A 17,695-nucleotide genomic window follows, 5' to 3' on the forward strand; every position below is an offset into this window, starting at 1 on the left:
TCGTAAAATCATAAAATTCTCAAATACTCTCTAGTTTATAATGCTTTTCTAGCATTTCTTTAAAAACATCAACAGGGTACTTGTATTCTACAGTTTTGAAAACAATCCGGTTATTCCACTGGTTTTTTTCCAGCTCACACCCATGCTCCATATCCAGTTCCTTCATGATGAAAATAATCTCATCCAAGGTGCCCATTACACTATGACTATTCGTCGTCGTAGCCAGCATCTGCTCGCCTTCCTGTGTGTATGCCTTTACAATCTGTTCATCAAAGCCTTCACTGATCATTAATTCCTTCAAAGTTTGCACAAAAAGAACTGGCAGGTTGTTGTACTGCGATTTTTTGATCCCAAAAAGCGTGATGCTTAAGCGGGATATATCATGCATGAACACTATATTTTTTCTTCGATTAAGTAAAAACAAGCTGGCATGCCAACTATTTAAAGGCGGATAAATATCAACTTGAAGTGGTTCAGTCTCCCATTCCTTCAGCAGTTTTTGTGTTCCTCGTATAACAAACATCGTTGCTCTCCTTTATTGACGGTCCTGTACCGCAGCGTAATTCGACATACCTAATCTCTCATATGAGGAATGTCCCGGATATCATAACACCGTATTCCAAACATCGAATTATAAACTCTTTCAGTATAATATAGGAGAACTGTAACTGCTAGTAATTTGATTACATCTTGTGTTAGGGTTGAGTTGACCTCAGTAATCTCACTTACTTCTCATGAGCGGATTTAAATACTATCTTATGTGGTGGTTTAAACATCTTTGAATTTACGAAAAAGTCCAATATTCATCAATTTTAATAATCATATGTTGCAGTTAAAACCACTACTTCTACATCCCTATGCGGCCATTTAAGCAATTTCAATACATCTCTTGTTAACACAAATAGGCTGACAGGCGTCCCTACAGCCCGCTTTTTCATCGAATCAGGTTGTACTTCCCGTTTCCGATCGAAGCTACACGTTATCATGTATGTATGACGATGAGAGCTATAACTGCGCTTCACAGCAGCTCCATGTACGAACTGACGCCGGAAGGAAAGATTGACGTACATGGCACGTATGGAGGTTATTGTTACCAGGGCTATCGCCATAGCTTGTGCCATGGCTGGGCACGGGTCCGACGGCATGGCTCTCCGAATACGTGTTGGATATCCGTCCGGTTAAGCCGGGCTGCAGGACCATAAGTGTTAAAGCCGTAGCTTGGCGATCTGGAGTGGATGGAAGGCACCTTCCTAACGCCGCTTGGTATCGTAAAGGTGATACATGTGAAGCTACCTGATGGAAAAGTACAATCGGATATCGTGGTACCAGATGGCGTAGTTCTTTGAACGTAGCAATTGTAAAATATTAAAGTCATTAAAAAGGTGATGTCTGTAAATATACTGGACATCACCTTTCTTTTATCTAGAGCTATCGTTAGATCAAATTACACAAATTCACTATTATCGTTTCTTTCATTTGGAAAATGTTAGAAATTTTATTTGTCAGCAAGGTAGCCTAAATCGTATTTGTAAAGAGTACTGGAAGTTACAGGAAGCATAAACGTAACATCAGGTAAACTGCCGTCTGGTTTTCTTGGTGCAGATAATTGGGCCGTATCCAGACTTACAAAATCTTCTGCCGTGATTTCAAGTCCTCCGTTGATGGTCCAAGAATTATTAGATACATTTTCCGGCAAATTGTTGTCATTCATAATTGCCCGGCTCATAAAAGCGATGTTGTTATGTAAAACTTCTCTGTAACCGGGAATATTGGTTATGTCCGTTGGACTAACACGTTCCAGCATATCGAAATTGGCTCTACTATTATTATAGGCCGTGTTATTGGTCCAGGTAGCTGATTGTCCAGGCTGATGATTCGCATAAAAGCCACTAGCACCGTTATTCACAGCTAAAGAATATTTTACGGTATGAACGGGCAATGGATCTGGAATTCCCGTAATTCTGTACGCATATCCGCCGACTTTAAACCCATTTTTGTTGCCGATACCGTTCTGATTACCCTGATGATCAAATGACCAACAATGGTCATAAATCACTAGGCCTTTTGAACTAATACTGTCAAATCCGTCATCGCTGTTATTCCATGCACGAGAGTTAATGAAGGTAACAGCCCCTCCATGAGCACCAAAACCATCTGTATTACCAGCTGATATTTGTGTTGGTCCAATATTGTTATAAGAATCCGAATTAAGAACAGTTCCTGATCCATTTCCAGTATAGTAAAAACCAATGGCCTCATTATCATGAGCAGCCATATTCACGAAATCGGCTTGTCCTCTAATATTAAAAGCTTCTGATTGCGCTTGATCACCTACTTTAACTCCGATCACATCAAATCCTTTAAAAGTGATGCCCGTTACATTATCACCAACAAAAAATGCTGCCACACGTAGATTCGTTGGTACATTTTTGAAATTAAACACAGGTCTTTCCCCAGGATAAGCCTCATAGGTAATCCCATTCTTATTAAAGGCATTTACATAATTATAATTACTATCGGTTTTTGCAATATCAAAATCATCATAAACTCCCTCACGAATATAGACTGTATCCCCAGACGAAGCTACTGATTGTGCTTGCATCAAGCTCTTAAATGGCTCACTTTTAGTTCCTGCATTTTTATCACTGCCAGTTGGAGAAACATAATAGCTTGTCGTACTTGTTGCTGTCTCTTCCTCCACATCTAGAGTGTTTTTAGTTGCATAAACAGAACTTGTCATAAACATGGCTACAAGCATGCAACAGATCATAAATAAACTTCCAAATTTCCTCATAAATCATTTCTCCTTTTGTCAATCAATTGTTTGATGCTGTGCTAACAACTACAAGGATCTTTAAATGAAAAACAAAATTACATGTAACCTAAATCAAATCATTGAATTTCCTCGCCTCTTCACGCCCAAGTTTATCCCTTCCAAAAGAACGGGATCATTTAGCTTATTTCTTGATCGTCATAGGTAAATCGATAGATGTTAAATCTAAAGTTTTCAGGGTTGGGTTTCAATAAATTCCAACTTACAATAGTATTGGAAACCGCTGCGTGCAGCCACGATTCCACGTCCTAAATTTTCCGTCATTCGGGATCTGCAGCAGCATTAACCGTGTTCGATGAAAAAGGTAGCGATATACTAAACTCATAACACTCAGGAACAACATGAGCTTGCGCAATTTTCTCTGCATATAAACTTTTCTTTTCATTAGTGAATTGTGGCTAATCTCCTGGTACAAAGAAGACCTCCTTCCATATTATTCCGGCGCCATGAGTTTCATCGGCTCAAATTACAGAGATATGTATAACTCAATTACTAAATAATTCTTTTGTATTACATTTTTAGGTATAAAGTCATGTAATATAAAAATATATTTTTACAATATTATGGTTAAAATAGGTAAAAAATGAAAGTCTACTACATGAATCGAATTGATGAAAAATTGTCCGATCTTCCCTGGTTTGTAACGAGTTTATTGAAAGCAGGAAAAGAAAACTATCTCCCACAACACTTCTTAACTATTGCCATGATTACGTTATATTTTTTGATAGATTAGTTGCAGAAAACTTTCTTTCTTTTTTGGAGTACCAATTAGGAAATACTAAACTGACCATTAATCGCAAGTTGTCCTCACTGAAATCCTACCCCTTGTGGCTCTAGGAGATTTACTACTTCATACATTTATGCGGTTGGGAAAAACATACTTACTTTGGGTCTATAAAGGCACACAAACTTTTCCCCTGATCTAAGCCTCTTCCTTTACAAAAGCCAAATAAATACTATAGGACTCGCGTGCGCCTGAACGCGAATGATGCAAACGACTGATTACGTAACTCCCTGGGGCAATCCAGGGAGTTTTCATTTTCTCTTTGGATATTTTTTGTGGAAATCCCCTCCACTGCTCTATATAATTCAGGTACAGTTCGTCACGCGAGCTTAATCTAAAAATTAGGGGTGTTCCACACCTATGTCACAGCATATTTTACTTATTGAAGACGATCTATCCATTGCCGAAATGCTACTCAAAGCACTCACTAAGGAAGGATACAGTCTAACCACTGCCTATGACGGGGAAGAGGGTCTTCTTGCCTTTGAACGTCATACCTATGATCTGGTACTGGTGGACTTGATGATGCCGAAGGTGGACGGTATGGAGGTGATTCGACGAATTCGTACCCATAGCGCTGTCCCGATTCTGATTATGTCAGCCAAGGATAGTGACGTAGATAAAGCGCTTGGACTAGGCTTTGGGGCAGATGATTATGTTGCCAAACCTTTTTCAATGCTGGAAATGACAGCTCGTATTCAGTCCGCGATCCGCAGATCTACTACATATGCCCGTCAGCAACAACAGGAGGAACAGCCGCAAGCACAAGTTTTGACCTACGGCAGTCTGCGCATTGATTTTGATCATTTTACAGTCATACGCAATGAAAATGAAATTCAGCTAACAGCCAAAGAGTCCGATATTTTGAAGCTATTTGTAGCCAATCCGAACCGGGTATTTACAAAAGCACAATTATACGGATTTATTTGGAAAGACGATTATATGGGCGACGAGAACGTGATTAACGTCCATATTCGCCGCCTGCGTGAGAAAATCGAAGAAGATCCCTCTCATCCTGTCCACATTAAAACGCTATGGGGCATTGGCTACAAATGGGAGAATGGCTGATATGAACATCGAAAACATTTCTGAATGGATTGTCGGCCTCATCATGTCAGTCGTTATAGTATGGCTTTGGCGGGAGCGTATGGCCTATAAGCGCAAAATAAAGGATATCCGAACCCTACTAGAGCGGATTGTGACGGTGAATCATGCGGAAAAGCTGCTATATGTTACAGGTGACGTTGAACTGCAACGACTCATGACGGAAATTAACCGACTGCTGGACTTGAATCTCAGAGTGTCTGCAGATTACAACCGTAGCCAAATCGCCATGCGCAAAATGATTTCGAACATTTCCCACGATCTCAAGACCCCGCTTACGGTTGTGCTTGGATATGCCGAGATGCTGGATGGCGATCCGACTATTTTGCCAGAAGAACGTATAAAGCTGCTATCCAAAATTCATCAAAAGACAAGCGAAGCGATTGAGCTGATCGGCAGCTTTTTTAGCTTGGCGAAGCTGGAGGCTAATGATACGGATATTCCGTTGACTCGACTGGAAGTGGGAGAACTGTGCAGACGCAGCATTTTGGAATTTTATGACCTGCTGACCGCACAGGGATTTACTGTGCATATTGAGATCCCGGAGCACCCCATTCATGCCTTGGGGAACGAAGGAGCGATTGGACGGGTGCTGAACAATCTGATCTCGAATGCCATTCGCTATGGGGCAGATGGACGGACGCTGGGTCTGGCTCTATTGGAACAGCAGGATACAGTGCGTATAGAGGTATGGGATCGTGGCAAAGGCATACAGGAATCCGAGCAAGATAAAGTTTTTGAACGCATGTACACACTGGAGGACTCCCGCAATAAGGCGGTACAAGGCAGCGGACTGGGCCTTACGATTGCCAAACGCCTGGTTGAAACGATGAACGGAGAAATTCAATTGACTAGTAGACCTTATGAGCGGACAGTCTTCTCTTTTACATTGAAGAAAATCAACTATTAATCGAACTCAGCATTTTGCATAATTCGATTTGTGCTCAACTTAATAAATTTGTAAGAATCACGAAAGAAAAATGAACATTTCGCCCTTTATCCTTGAATTATCAGCAGTATACGAAGGGAGAACACCTATGACTTACGTAATACGTACACATCAGTTGACCAAGGCCCTGAAGGGCAATGAAATTGTAGCGGGAGTCAGTATGAATGTGCGCAAGGGAGAAACCTATGGCTTTCTCGGCCCTAACGGGGCAGGCAAGACGACGATGATGAAAATGATTACAAATTTACTCAAGCCAACATCGGGTGAAATTGAATTATTCGGTGAGAAATTAACGCCAAAATCGTATCATCTGCTCGGACGGATGGGTTCGATTATTGAATACCCGATTTTTTATGACAGGCTGACGGCACAGCAAAATCTCGAACTTCATTGTGAATACATGGGCTACTACAATAAGCAGGCTGTTCGGGATGCCCTGGAATTAGTGAATTTGCGAAATGCGGATGACAAGCCGGTAAAGGATTTTTCGCTGGGAATGAAGCAACGTCTTGGGATTGCCCGCGCTATTGCGACTAAGCCAGAGCTACTCATTTTGGATGAACCGATTAATGGTCTGGACCCCGTGGGAATCAAGGAAATCCGCCAATTATTCCACATGCTATGCAAGGAATATGGGATGACTCTGCTCGTGTCCAGTCATATTTTAGCGGAAATAGAGCAGATTGCGGATACGGTAGGCGTGATTAATCAAGGAAGGCTGATTGAGGAAGTGTCGATGGAACAGGTGCGGGAAACCAATACGGAATACATCGAATTTACGACCAACGATTGTAAAAAAGCGACCTACGTCCTCTCCCATCATCTGAATCTGAATAATATAAGGGTACTCAATGAACAGAGTATACGTATTTACGATTCAAATGTACCGCAGAAACAAATTACGAAGACGCTCATTTTAAATGATATAGAAGTGGATTCCATTCATCAGAAAAGCAGCACACTGGAAGACTACTTTTTGCGGCTGTTAAACGGAGGTGATCTCCATGCTTAAATTGATGCAGTTGGAGCTGAAAAAATTTCATCTGGCGGGTTATATCCGTTCAGCACTGATCGCCAATGCATGCATTCTTGGGCTGCTCTGTATTATCGCGCTGGACAGTCAAAGTGAAGGAATACCCGAATTCACACAGTACACTCAACTCTTGGATCTAATAGACAATTTTGTGAGAGCAACATTTATTGTATTTTCCTCCGTTTTGCTATGCCGCTTTATCGTCGGAGAATTTAAATCCAAATCGATTACGATCTTGTTCATGTACCCGATTCACCGTCAAAAGCTGATGATCGCCAAGCTCTTGGTTGTGCTGCTGTTTACGTTCTTGTCTATTATTATTTCGGAAATAATCATTACGGCTGCTATTCATCTGCTCAACCAGTTTGTCTTGATTGTACCGGATAACCTTACTCTTTCCATACTGGGCCAACAATCAGCACGGACGCTGATCAATGCCGTTGCTGCCAGCTTTATGGGATTGGTTCCGCTGTATATGGGGATGCGAAGATACTCTGTACCCACCACCATTGTGACCTCAATCCTGATTGTAGCATTGCTTTTCTCCAATAATAACGGCGCTACACTTAGCTCCATAGCCCCCGTGCAAATTGGCTTCTCTCTACTAGGAATGCTTGTGGCTTATGCGGCGATTCGACGTATTGAGTATAAGGATATTACCTCGTAATATGTAATTTCGTAGAGCGCTTTCAAAAAACAGATGAAAATCATTGTTAGATATACACACATTTTTCACTGGACTTCATTCTAAAACAGGTATATCCTATAGGAGAAATTAAAAACGGAATAAGGATCTTCGGGGTAGGGTGAGATTCCCAACCGGCGGTATGGCTCATGGAGCTAAGCCCGCGACTCTGTATCTGGCAACAGGATACGGACTGATTTGGTGAGATGCCAAAGCCGACGGTAAAGTCCGGATGGAAGAAGATCGAAATATCAACATGCCGCGAAGTGGATGAATACTGCGTTATTAGTTTTGCAGCAACTTCATTTAACTTGCATAAAGCGGCAAGTTTATTTGATCAACCCCCGTCTTGCATGGCCTTTCGCCATGGACGGGGGTTTTTGTGCCACCGGTCCTGTATTCGCAAGGAGCTAATTGAGTATGAGTCAATCTTCTACTGTACTAACATCCAAAGGTTTTGATCGTAGCTCCCACATGAAAAGCGGTTTTTGGCTGGTCGCAATTGGAGCAGCCTTGTGGGGCGCAGACCCGCTTTTTCGTATTATTTTGCTAAAGTCATTTACTTCAACACAAATTGTACTTATGGAGCATGTGCTGCTCTTCCTCGCTCTGACACCGATGCTGTGGAAGCATCGTGAGGAACTCAAAGCGGTACGGCTTCGTCAAGTTTTCGCTATTTTATTCGTCTCGTGGGGCGGCTCGGCTCTGGCCAGCGTGATTTTCACTATGGCACTCAGCAATGGTGATTTGAATGCTGTACTCTTACTCCAGAAGCTTCAACCCTTGGTCGCTATTGTTCTAGCCCGTATTATTTTGAAGGAAATGTTGCCGCGTCATTTTGGATTATTAATTGTCGTTGCTCTGTTCGGGACGTATCTTCTGACCTTCGGTTGGTCGCTCCCTTTCGGACATGTTCGTGATTTTGTTCAGGTTGGTAGTCTGCTTGCACTCGGTGCAGCAGTTCTGTGGGGCGGTTCGACAGTCATGGGAAGTTACTTGCTTCGTTCAATGAAATATGAAACAGTAACCTCCCTCCGCTTCATGGTGGCGCTCCCTCTGCTGATTGTCCTCACCTCTGTAGAGCATGCGCCATGGAATATGCCTGCCGGTACATGGGCGGGCGCAGCTGTGATTATCAATCTGCTATTGCAGGCATTGCTTCCGGGTCTTCTCAGCTTGCTACTGTATTACAAAGGCTTAAGTACAACCAAAGCGTCTTATGCTACGATGGCAGAACTGAGCTTTCCCATGGTTGGTGTCGTGATTAACTGGATCGCATTTCAGCAAATTGTCACTGTAGCGCAATTGACTGGTTTTATGCTCATCTGGATTTCGCTCTTTATGATTTCACGTCAGCAAAAAAATTAACAATTCAATGTCCCTTTCATGACTTACCCAAGCCAAATCGTGAAGATGCTTTTGCATCTCCGATTTGGCTTTTTATGTATTCGCATTAATATTCAACATAGTTCTTTAGACCTGTTTTTCGAAAAAAGTGTCTAAAATATGCTACTATTCCTCGTTTCCCAAGGATTACATCTATAAAATTCGTCGGTTTCTGTCGAATAAAACAATGTAGTAATCATCAGACACAGAGGAGCAAGAACTATGACTAAAACAAAACAAACAGTTCCGTGGTGGAACAGGTTTCTCAAGCAGTTTTATTTAATGAGGACAAGATTAATAATATCTTTTTTAGCTGTGTTATTGATTCCGAGCGTACTTATCGGGTACTTTTCTTATCAGGGGGCTACGACACAACTCAGTCAGCAAATGGGCGGTTCCGTATACACGAATCTGTATCTGATCCGAAGCAATGTCAATCAGTATGTAGCGCCCATTATGAAAGACCTGGACGTGCTTACCACTGAAATCAATTCTGATTCCATCGGTACCAACCAAGAGGCCCTTCAGAAAAAGTTGGATGTTATCGTCAAGGCTCATCCCGAGCTAGATGCTGCGCTTCTCGGCAATGAGAAGGGGCAATACATACGTTCGCCGAAAAAACAGGAGTCCGATTATGACCCCCGGGAGAGAAAATGGTACAAAAATGCGATGCTGGAAAAGGGTAAAGTATTCGTCGGTGTTCCAGTTGCCAGTGTCACGACAGGGAATTTAGTCGTTAATATATCGGGAACGCTGGAGGACGGTGAAGGAGCTGTTGCATTGGCTTTGAATCTGGACAAGATGGGTGAAAGTCTGCAGTCTGTTAAGATTGGTGAACGCGGAGGACTCATTATTGTTGATTCTGAACATAAAGTTGTATCTGGGACTGGAACAGCCTTTAACAAGACAGGCAAAAAACCGGCTGACGCCATAGAGGGACTTCCCGAAGTGGCGACAACCGTCGAAAATGATACTCCTTCCATGTCGCAAATTCAATTTATGAATCGAGATATGCTGGCCTTTACACTTAAGGACCCTCTCACCGGTTGGAGCATTGTCGCACTGTCGGATCTGGAGGATTACAGTGATGCAGCCCAACCGATTCTGAAGCAAAGCCTAATTGTGATTGTCATTTCCATACTTGCCGCTGCGATCATCATTGTGCTTATGGTCCGCTCGTTCTTAATTCCGCTGCGCAAGCTGCAAGCAGGAACACGCATCGTCCGTGACGGAAATCTGACCGAACGTGTTAACCTATCCAGCAAGGATGAGTTCGGCGAACTGGCACAGAATTTTGACCAGATGACTCATTCCTTGCATACGATGGTTTCCGAGGTCAATCAAACGTCCTCCCGACTTGCTTCCTCTTCTCTGATGATCAAGGAAAGCACAGAGCAAACGACGGAGTCCGTACAACACGTAGCGGAAACGGTTATGGAATCCGCAGAAAATGCAGCCACCAGCGCCGAGGCATCCGAGCAAACCGCTAATGCCGTTGAAGAAATGGCCAAGGGTGTCAGCACCATTGCCGAATCAGCAAGCTCCATCGTGGATTCAGCAGGACAAACCGAGCATGATGTAGCTCAAGGCAGTCAAATGATCAGCCATGTGCGGACACAAATGGACCGTATTCTGGAAGCTGTAAGCCAAACGGCTAGCCTGATGGATGAGCTATCCCAGCTCTCAGACGATGCGAAGCAGATGAATACAGCTATTGCCGCCATTGCCAAGCAAACCAATTTGTTGTCTCTGAACGCGTCTATTGAAGCTTCCAGAGCTGGCGAGGCCGGGCGTGGATTTGCCGTAGTCGCTATAGAGGTACGCAAGCTGTCTGAGCAATCCAAGGAAAGTGCAGATTCCATCAGTCAGATCATTACTCAGATGCTCGATTTGATTCAACGCTCCACCGCTACCATGAACGGTAATGTTCGTAACCAGGTAGGTGAAGGATTACGTATTAGCCAAGATGCAGAAGGTGCATTTACGAATATTGAACGCTCTACATCTCATATTGTGGAACAAATTCAAAGTGTGTCGGCTGCGGCTGAACAAATCTCAGCCAGTACAGAGGAAGTTTCGGCCACTGTCACCCATTTGGCAAGTCTGTCTCGCAATTCGGCGGACAGTTCGCAGACAACCTCTGCTGCCGCTCAGGAGCAAATGGCGGCCATGGAGGAAATCGCATCTTCGTCTCAGGAGTTGTCCAACATGGCCCAGGATTTGCAACAGCTGGTTAAGCGATTTAAGATTTAAGTTACACATCGTATCGTTGCAATTTCATGCAAGTAAGAATGAGCAGCAGTATATCTAATTACTAACAAAAGCCTTCGTCCGTATACTAATTACGGGCGAAGGCTTTTTCCATGTGAGTACTTGGGGTGATCTCTCTTGTTTACTTATAGGGTCATCTGACCGGTTAACTGACGGCGTCTATCTCCTTCGGGGTCGTGCTCCATTTTAATATCCTGATGGAAAATAGCTGTAGTCCGCTCTTCCCTGTCGTACATCGGCCAAGCCTCCTCGGACAGCACAGGCTTCCCATCACGTGCAAAAGCAACCCATGCCTGCTGCATAGCTTGAGCGAGCTTCTGCATCGACGGTTGAATCTCTAATCCAAGCTTACCTAGCAGCTCCAGATTATCGAAAACAAACGCAATTTCAGCACCGTGAACCGCTTGTCCAAAGGTAGGATGCCCCGGTAATGTCCATTCAAAACGATACATCCATACAGGCGCATGCGCCGACTGCGCAACAGCAAGAGCCAATGCAGGACGCCAAAAAAATAGATCTGTCAACATTTGTGCCTGTCCCTCAATCGTAACAGGGAATGGTTCTATCAGGTCGCCGATGTCTGACATGCCCGTCATCATTTCCAATGCCTGACTCGCTGTTGACTTGTTCATTAGATGGGATTCTTTTCGGATGAAATAGGCCCCCTCATGCAAGTTCGTTCCAATCAAAACGGAAACCTGCTTTGCTGAACCTTGCGCGATTGCAGACAGGGGGACATCTGGCAAAGTCACACCGTCCACAACAGGTTGATAGATCATCGCCATCCCTGGTCCGATGACTTCATGCGTCTTCGCCATGGCTAGCATCAGCGCATCTGTCGTCAGCGTAAACAACCGTTCTGGATGCTGAGTGTCCACACCCAGCTGCTGCAGATACACAGCCGTCACTTGTTCGGCCTGTGAAGTTGGCAATACCTGCGACGCACCGCTCTGCAAAATCGCACGCTGGAACAGTCCCTCAGCGGCTGGCATCGCCAATAAAGCGGCAATACTCATCGCGCCTGCCGATTCACCGAACACCGTTACTTCGTCCGGGTTACCGCCAAAGGCAGAGATGTGATCCCTAACCCATTCCAGCGCAGCAATCTGATCCAGCAGTCCCGCATTAGAGGTCAGGCCATCTCCCTTTGGGGTCAGATGCAAAAATCCTAACGGCCCCAATCGATAATTGATCGTAACAACCACAACATCGCCATTCTTCGCCATGCGTTCCCCGTCATATAAAGGTATAATCCCGGACCCCGTGACAAAGGCACCGCCATGAATCCACACCATCACCGGACGTCCCTTCTCAGGAGCCTTCGAAGCAGGTGTCCAAATGTTCAGGTATAAGCAATCCTCTGACTGCTCAGGCGGTTCCACCAGATTTCCAGTCATACTTTCAGCGGATGGCATAGGTTGCGGACAGATTGGCCCAAAACTCGTCGCAGCCCGTACACCCTCCCAAGACTCCAAAGGCTGGGGCGCGTGAAAACGTAGTTTTCCAACAGGAGGCTGTGCATATGGGATACCTTTCCATACATGATATCCATTCCCCGTTTCCCCACGTAATTGACCTAAACGAGTATGTACTGTAATACTCTCCATCATGAAGCCTCCTTTATTTCGTATCTTCAACACAACGGTATAATATCAATCTTTACATATCTCTATTATACCCTTTGCACACGGCCAAACCAAAAAATACCGGAAGCACTTTTGCGCTCCGGCATTTTTATAAACAAGATAGGGAAATAGCGATTAATCCCGAACTTCTTCTTTGGGAATCAGCTTGTAAATTTCTTCGCTTTCCATAGAGTCAATTAGTCGGTCTAGCCACTTGTAATAAGCGACGGCCTGCTTCATTTTCATACGATCTTGCTGAAGAATCGCCTTAAATTCCTCGTACTCTTCACCCTGATTCATTAATCTGTCCAGCTCATCAATGGCTTTGCGCAACACCAGTAAATTTGTTTCTACCGCTTTTCTCCATTTAATAGCGAAGAAATCAGTGAAGGTTTGATGCCAGTCATATTCGACTTCATACAAGTCTTTGCGTGAGCCCTTGCTCCATACCTTATTTACCATTTTCAGATCCAATAATGTTCGAACTCCTGTACTCATGCTCGTTTTGCTCATTTCCATTTCACGGCCCATCTCGTCCAGCGTCATCGGTTTATCCGCAAAGAAAAGCAAACCGTATAAATGCCCCGCAGACAAAGTGATCCCATACAGGTCCATGTTTTTACCTATAGCTTCTATAACACGTTTGCGAATTTTTTGCAGCGAAGCCTGCTGCTCATCACCTAACTGGTACAAGCTCATGCTTGCAACCTCCTAATTTTAGAGCATTTTGCACAACCTAGTATGAACGATTTACCCGTAAAAGATTAGCTTTGACGCAATGTATGAAATCTTTCAATAATAAATGAAATGTTTCAAAAACAAAGCTTCTGTCTATATTACAACAGCATGGATCGTTCAAAATCATAATTCGCAAAATTGCTAATGATAGTAAACTTTTAAAATTATGGATATACATAAATCTTTTTCTTATGGTTATATTTCATTGTCTATTTTAAAAAAAGCACTATCGGTTGTAAAGTTCCGAATGTTTGAGCATTCTAAAGAACGAAGGAGCATATCAGAGGAAACTTTGTACAGTTTTTTCTGTACGTACTTTATGAACAGTTTTTTTGTTTGAAATGTAAGCAATGCTTCTGTTACAATTAATTTTGTCATTAACCGTTCAGGATGTTCAGAATTATGATTTTTATACTCAATCCTTAATGCAACAAGGGGTTAATACCAAGCAAAGTATAGAAAGAAGAGGTGTATGTATGACGATTTTGGAAGTCAAAAATGTCAGCAAACTCTTTGGTCCTCACGCAGAGCAAGGTGTTCCGCTCCTGGAGCAAGGCTGGGGCAAGGAAAAGTTGGCCAAAGAAAAACAGATTACTGTTGGTGTCAATAAGGCCAACATGGAAATTAAGCAAGGTGAAATTTTCGTAATTATGGGGCTATCGGGCAGTGGCAAGTCCACTTTGGTGCGAATGCTAAATCGCTTGATTGAGCCTACCTCCGGTGAAATTCTGGTCCACGGCAAAGATCTCCGTAAGATGAACAAAGAACAACTTCGCGAAGTTCGTCGTAAAACCATCAGCATGGTTTTTCAAAAATTCGCCCTGTTCCCACATCGGACTGTATTAGAAAATGTAGAATATGGTCTTGAAATTCAAAAGGTAGAAAAAGTACAGCGTCAGGAAAAGGCGCAACAAGCGCTGGAACTGGTTGGTCTTAAAAACTGGGGCGATAAAATGCCCGATGAATTGAGTGGCGGTATGCAGCAGCGTGTCGGCCTGGCACGGGCGCTGGCTAATGACCCTGAAGTGCTCCTGATGGATGAAGCGTTCAGTGCATTGGATCCTCTCATTCGCCGTGACATGCAGGATGAGCTGTTGGAGCTTCAAGATAAAATGAAGAAAACAATTGTGTTTATCACCCATGATCTGGATGAAGCGTTGCGGATTGGTGACCGGATTGCATTGATGCGAGACGGTGCGGTCGTACAAATCGGTACACCGGAAGAAATTATGATCCAACCGGCTAACTCTTATGTAGCCCGCTTCGTCGAGGATGTGGATCTGTCCAAGGTATTGACGGCTGCTCATGTCATGCTTCGTCCAGAAACCATCACCATGGATCGTGGTCCACGTGTGGCTCTGGAATTGATGCGGGAGCGTGGGATATCCAATTTGTTCGTCATTGACCGTACTAAAAAGCTACTGGGTGTTATTAACGCCGAGGATGCTGTTCATGCACTGCGCAATAATTTGAAGATTGAAGATATTTTGATTACTGACGGACCGCAGGTTGCTGCCGAGACTGTCATTAATGATTTGTTTGAAATTACAAGCTCGTCCAAGGTGCCGCTGGCTGTAGTCGATGATAAGCAGAAGCTACTGGGCGTTATCGTCCGTGGAGCATTGCTCGGCGCACTTGGTGGAGATGTTACCACTACAAAGGAGGTGAATGCCCATGATACCGAAACTGCCAATCGCTGAGTGGATTCAATCCATTGTCGACTGGATGGGTATTCATCTGGCTGGATTGTTTAATGTTATTTCTTCTATTATAGAAGCTGTAGTAGGCTTTTTCTCAGGTCTGTTCATGCTTCCGCACCCTCTGGTGTTCATCGTGATCATCGGGATTATCGCCTTTATGATCGGGCGAGTTCAGCTTACGCTATTTACTGTCATCGGCTTCCTGCTGATTGATAATCTCGGCTATTGGAGTGAAACAATGAATACGCTCGGACTGGTCATCACGTCTGCGCTCGTATCCATTGTTATCGGGATTCCTATCGGGATCTGGTGTGCATACAGTAAATCCGCATCCCGCATTATCACGCCTTTACTTGATTTTATGCAGACGATGCCTGCGTTCGTGTACTTGCTCCCAGCGGTTACCTTTTTCAGCCTGGGTGTTGTACCTGGTGTTATCGCATCTGTTATCTTTGCTATCCCCCCAACCATTCGCATGACTAACTTGGGGATTATGCAAGTATCAGGTGAGCTGATCGAAGCCTCAGATGCTTTCGGTTCAACCTCTGCGCAAAAGCTGTTCAAAGTTCAGCTTCCACTGGCATTGCCTACCTTAATGGCTGGTATTAACCAGACGATTATGCTGTCACTGTCCATGGTTGTTATTGCTTCCATGATCGGTGCAGAAGGCATCGGTGCTGTTGTATACCGTGCTGTGACACAGCTGCAAATCGGTAAAGGTTTTGAAGCCGGCTTAGCTGTTGTCGTTCTGGCTATTGTGCTTGACCGTTTTACGCAAAACCTGTTTAAACCTACGCAAAAAGGCAAAAGCCGCGTATCCAGCAAGCAAAAAGTATGGATTACTTCTGCAGTTACAGCTGTCATTTTGATCGCTGGTGCATCCCAATATTTTGTTGGTACGGATCATTCCGCATCTGGCAAAGGTAACGCTGCTGCCAACCCGGTTGGCGAAGAAGTCGGTTACAAAATTATCGGTATTGATGCCGGGGCAGGCATTATGAAATCGACTGCCAAAGCAATTCAAGACTACAATTTGTCTGATTGGAGACTGGTTGAAGGTTCCGGTGCAGCTATGACGGCCACACTGGACAAAGCCATTAAAGCGAAAAAACCGATCATTATTACAGGTTGGACTCCTCACTGGATGTTCAACAAGTATGATCTCAAATATTTGGAAGACCCTAAGAAGTCTTATGGTGAAGCCGAGGGGATTCATACGATTGCCCGTAAAGGCTTGCAGCAGGATGCTCCTATCGCTTATGAGTTTCTAAAACGTTTCAAATGGACACCGGAAGATATGGGTGAAATGATGGTTACCATTCAAGCTGGAACCAGTCCTGAACAAGCTGCCCAGGATTGGGCGGAGAAACATGCCGACAAGGTTCAGGAATGGACTAAAGGACTGCAACCTGTCAATGGCGACACGTTCAAGCTGAGTTATGTCGCTTGGGATTCCGAAATTGCCAGTACGAATTTGCTAAGTTATATTTTGGAGAACAAACTGGGTTACAAAGTAACCGCACTTCAAGTGGAAGCAGGTCCTATGTGGACGGGTGTCGCTAGTGGTGATGTAGATGCTTCACCGGCTGCATGGCTGCCGTTAACACATGCGGATTACTGGGCTAAATACAAGGATAAGCTCGACGATCTTGGGGCTAATATGAGCGGTGTTAAAACCGGATTGGTCGTTCCAGCTTACATGGATGTTAAATCGATTACTGATTTGCAGGATAACGGAGCCGAAGCGGCTCCGGCTTCCGCCACAACCGAGGACTTTGGCAAAGAGGTCGGTTACCGCATTGTCGGTACCGATCCTGGCGCCGGACTGATGAAGCTGACCGCTAAAGCTATTAATGACTATGGCTTATCCGACTGGAAGCTGCTTGAAAGCTCTGGAGCTGCTATGACTGCTACACTGGATAAAGCTATCAAAGCCAAGCAGCCTATCGTCGTAACAGGTTGGACTCCTCACTGGATGTTTAACAAATATGATTTGAAATACTTGAAAGATCCTAAAAAAGCGTATGGTGATAAGGAAGAAATTCATACAATCGCCCGCAAAGGTTTGAAGCAGGATGCTCCTGTGGCTTATGAATTTCTAAGCCGCTTTAAGTGGACTGCTGAAGATATGGGTGAAGTGATGATCGCGATTCAGGACGGTATTGCCCCACAGCAGGCTGCCAAGAACTGGGCTGATAAACATCCTGACAAGGTACAGGCATGGATCAAGGGCCTACAGCCCGTCAACGGTGATCCTTTGAAGCTGAGCTACGCTGCTTGGGATTCTGAAATTGCCAGTACGAACGTATTGAAATATGTATTGGAACAAAAATTGGGCTATAAAGTAACAGCCCTGCAAGTGGAAATCGGCCCGATGTGGACTGGCGTGGCCGGCGGAAGTGTAGATGCTACTGCTGCCGCTTGGCTTCCATTGACGCATGCTGATTATTGGGCTCAATACAAGGATAAGGTGGATGACATCGGAACCAGCATGACTGGCGTTATGTCCGGGCTTGTCGTTCCATCCTATGTACCGATTGATTCCATCGAGGATCTTAAAGCGCCGCAATAATATTTTTTCCGCTTT

12 protein-coding genes and 1 riboswitch are annotated in these 17,695 nt (G+C 44.2%); of the genes, 8 read left to right on the plus strand and 4 right to left on the minus strand.

Going from position 1 to position 17,695, the window contains the following annotated elements; translation table 11 throughout:
• Window positions 1–19 precede the first annotated feature (19 nt).
• Together MHB46_RS07825 and MHB46_RS07830 are read right to left on the minus strand one after the other, a co-directional pair.
• Window positions 20–523: a DUF6933 domain-containing protein gene (locus MHB46_RS07825; protein ID WP_165176350.1), complete on the minus strand. Its 504-nt coding sequence runs from the start codon at window positions 521–523 to the stop codon at window positions 20–22.
• 972 nt (window positions 524–1,495) lie between these two features.
• Window positions 1,496–2,794: a right-handed parallel beta-helix repeat-containing protein gene (locus MHB46_RS07830; protein ID WP_341162013.1), complete on the minus strand. Its 1,299-nt coding sequence runs from the start codon at window positions 2,792–2,794 to the stop codon at window positions 1,496–1,498.
• A gap of 1,183 nt (window positions 2,795–3,977) precedes the next feature.
• On the opposite strand from MHB46_RS07830, the gene MHB46_RS07835 reads away from it, so the two are divergent.
• From MHB46_RS07835 to MHB46_RS07860, 6 genes are all read left to right on the plus strand, one after another.
• The gene (locus tag MHB46_RS07835; protein WP_023987588.1) at window positions 3,978–4,685 is read left to right on the plus strand and encodes a response regulator transcription factor; all 708 of its coding nucleotides are present in this window, start codon (window positions 3,978–3,980) and stop codon (window positions 4,683–4,685) included.
• Between the two features lies 1 nt (window position 4,686).
• On the plus strand, window positions 4,687–5,631 hold the full coding sequence (locus MHB46_RS07840; protein WP_061829584.1) for a sensor histidine kinase: 945 nt from the start codon (window positions 4,687–4,689) through the stop codon (window positions 5,629–5,631).
• 127 nt (window positions 5,632–5,758) lie between these two features.
• Window positions 5,759–6,682, plus strand: coding sequence for an ABC transporter ATP-binding protein (locus MHB46_RS07845; protein WP_316243421.1), 924 nt, complete (start codon window positions 5,759–5,761; stop codon window positions 6,680–6,682).
• Entirely contained in the window at window positions 6,675–7,370 is a 696-nt protein-coding gene (locus MHB46_RS07850; RefSeq protein WP_061829586.1) for a hypothetical protein, read from the plus strand. Before MHB46_RS07845 ends, MHB46_RS07850 begins: the two co-directional genes overlap by 8 nt.
• A 121-nt stretch (window positions 7,371–7,491) precedes the next feature.
• A riboswitch (FMN riboswitch) is annotated at window positions 7,492–7,636 on the plus strand.
• Between the two features lie 172 nt (window positions 7,637–7,808).
• Window positions 7,809–8,756 (plus strand): DMT family transporter, encoded by a 948-nt coding sequence (locus MHB46_RS07855; RefSeq protein ID WP_341162014.1) that lies wholly within the window; start codon window positions 7,809–7,811, stop codon window positions 8,754–8,756.
• 240 nt (window positions 8,757–8,996) lie between these two features.
• Window positions 8,997–11,027, plus strand: a complete 2,031-nt coding sequence (locus tag MHB46_RS07860) for a methyl-accepting chemotaxis protein (protein ID WP_341162015.1) — start codon at window positions 8,997–8,999, stop codon at window positions 11,025–11,027.
• A 143-nt stretch (window positions 11,028–11,170) separates the two neighbouring features.
• Here the strand turns inward: MHB46_RS07860 and MHB46_RS07865 are convergent, their stop codons facing one another.
• Complete coding sequence (locus tag MHB46_RS07865) at window positions 11,171–12,652, minus strand: carboxylesterase/lipase family protein (RefSeq protein ID WP_341163700.1); 1,482 nt, start codon at window positions 12,650–12,652, stop codon at window positions 11,171–11,173.
• Window positions 12,653–12,805: 153 nt separating this feature from the next.
• Window positions 12,806–13,369, minus strand: coding sequence for a GbsR/MarR family transcriptional regulator (locus tag MHB46_RS07870; protein WP_028543060.1), 564 nt, complete (start codon window positions 13,367–13,369; stop codon window positions 12,806–12,808).
• 515 nt (window positions 13,370–13,884) lie between these two features.
• Here MHB46_RS07870 and MHB46_RS07875 point away from each other — a divergent pair.
• Window positions 13,885–15,108, plus strand: coding sequence for a quaternary amine ABC transporter ATP-binding protein (locus MHB46_RS07875; RefSeq protein WP_025722068.1), 1,224 nt, complete (start codon window positions 13,885–13,887; stop codon window positions 15,106–15,108).
• Window positions 15,083–17,680: a glycine betaine ABC transporter substrate-binding protein gene (locus MHB46_RS07880; RefSeq protein WP_341162016.1), complete on the plus strand. Its 2,598-nt coding sequence runs from the start codon at window positions 15,083–15,085 to the stop codon at window positions 17,678–17,680. The genes MHB46_RS07875 and MHB46_RS07880 overlap by 26 nt, the downstream gene beginning before the upstream one ends.
• Window positions 17,681–17,695: the final 15 nt, after the last annotated feature.

It is taken from the genome of Paenibacillus sp. FSL H7-0703 (genome assembly GCF_038003485.1).
Lineage (GTDB): Bacteria > Bacillota > Bacilli > Paenibacillales > Paenibacillaceae > Paenibacillus > Paenibacillus polymyxa_B.

Excerpts from the sequence above, each read along its gene's own strand:
- MHB46_RS07825 (WP_165176350.1), bottom strand. The coding sequence starts at position 523 with ATGTTTGTTATACGAGGAACACAAAAACTGCTGAAGGAATGGGAGACT.
- MHB46_RS07830 (WP_341162013.1), bottom strand. The coding sequence starts at position 2,794 with ATGAGGAAATTTGGAAGTTTATTTATGATCTGTTGCATGCTTGTAGCC.
- MHB46_RS07835 (WP_023987588.1), top strand. The coding sequence starts at position 3,978 with ATGTCACAGCATATTTTACTTATTGAAGACGATCTATCCATTGCCGAA.
- MHB46_RS07840 (WP_061829584.1), top strand. The coding sequence starts at position 4,687 with ATGAACATCGAAAACATTTCTGAATGGATTGTCGGCCTCATCATGTCA.
- MHB46_RS07845 (WP_316243421.1), top strand. The coding sequence starts at position 5,759 with ATGACTTACGTAATACGTACACATCAGTTGACCAAGGCCCTGAAGGGC.
- MHB46_RS07850 (WP_061829586.1), top strand. The coding sequence starts at position 6,675 with ATGCTTAAATTGATGCAGTTGGAGCTGAAAAAATTTCATCTGGCGGGT.
- MHB46_RS07855 (WP_341162014.1), top strand. The coding sequence starts at position 7,809 with ATGAGTCAATCTTCTACTGTACTAACATCCAAAGGTTTTGATCGTAGC.
- MHB46_RS07860 (WP_341162015.1), top strand. The coding sequence starts at position 8,997 with ATGACTAAAACAAAACAAACAGTTCCGTGGTGGAACAGGTTTCTCAAG.
- MHB46_RS07865 (WP_341163700.1), bottom strand. The coding sequence starts at position 12,652 with ATGGAGAGTATTACAGTACATACTCGTTTAGGTCAATTACGTGGGGAA.
- MHB46_RS07870 (WP_028543060.1), bottom strand. The coding sequence starts at position 13,369 with ATGAGCTTGTACCAGTTAGGTGATGAGCAGCAGGCTTCGCTGCAAAAA.
- MHB46_RS07875 (WP_025722068.1), top strand. The coding sequence starts at position 13,885 with ATGACGATTTTGGAAGTCAAAAATGTCAGCAAACTCTTTGGTCCTCAC.
- MHB46_RS07880 (WP_341162016.1), top strand. The coding sequence starts at position 15,083 with ATGATACCGAAACTGCCAATCGCTGAGTGGATTCAATCCATTGTCGAC.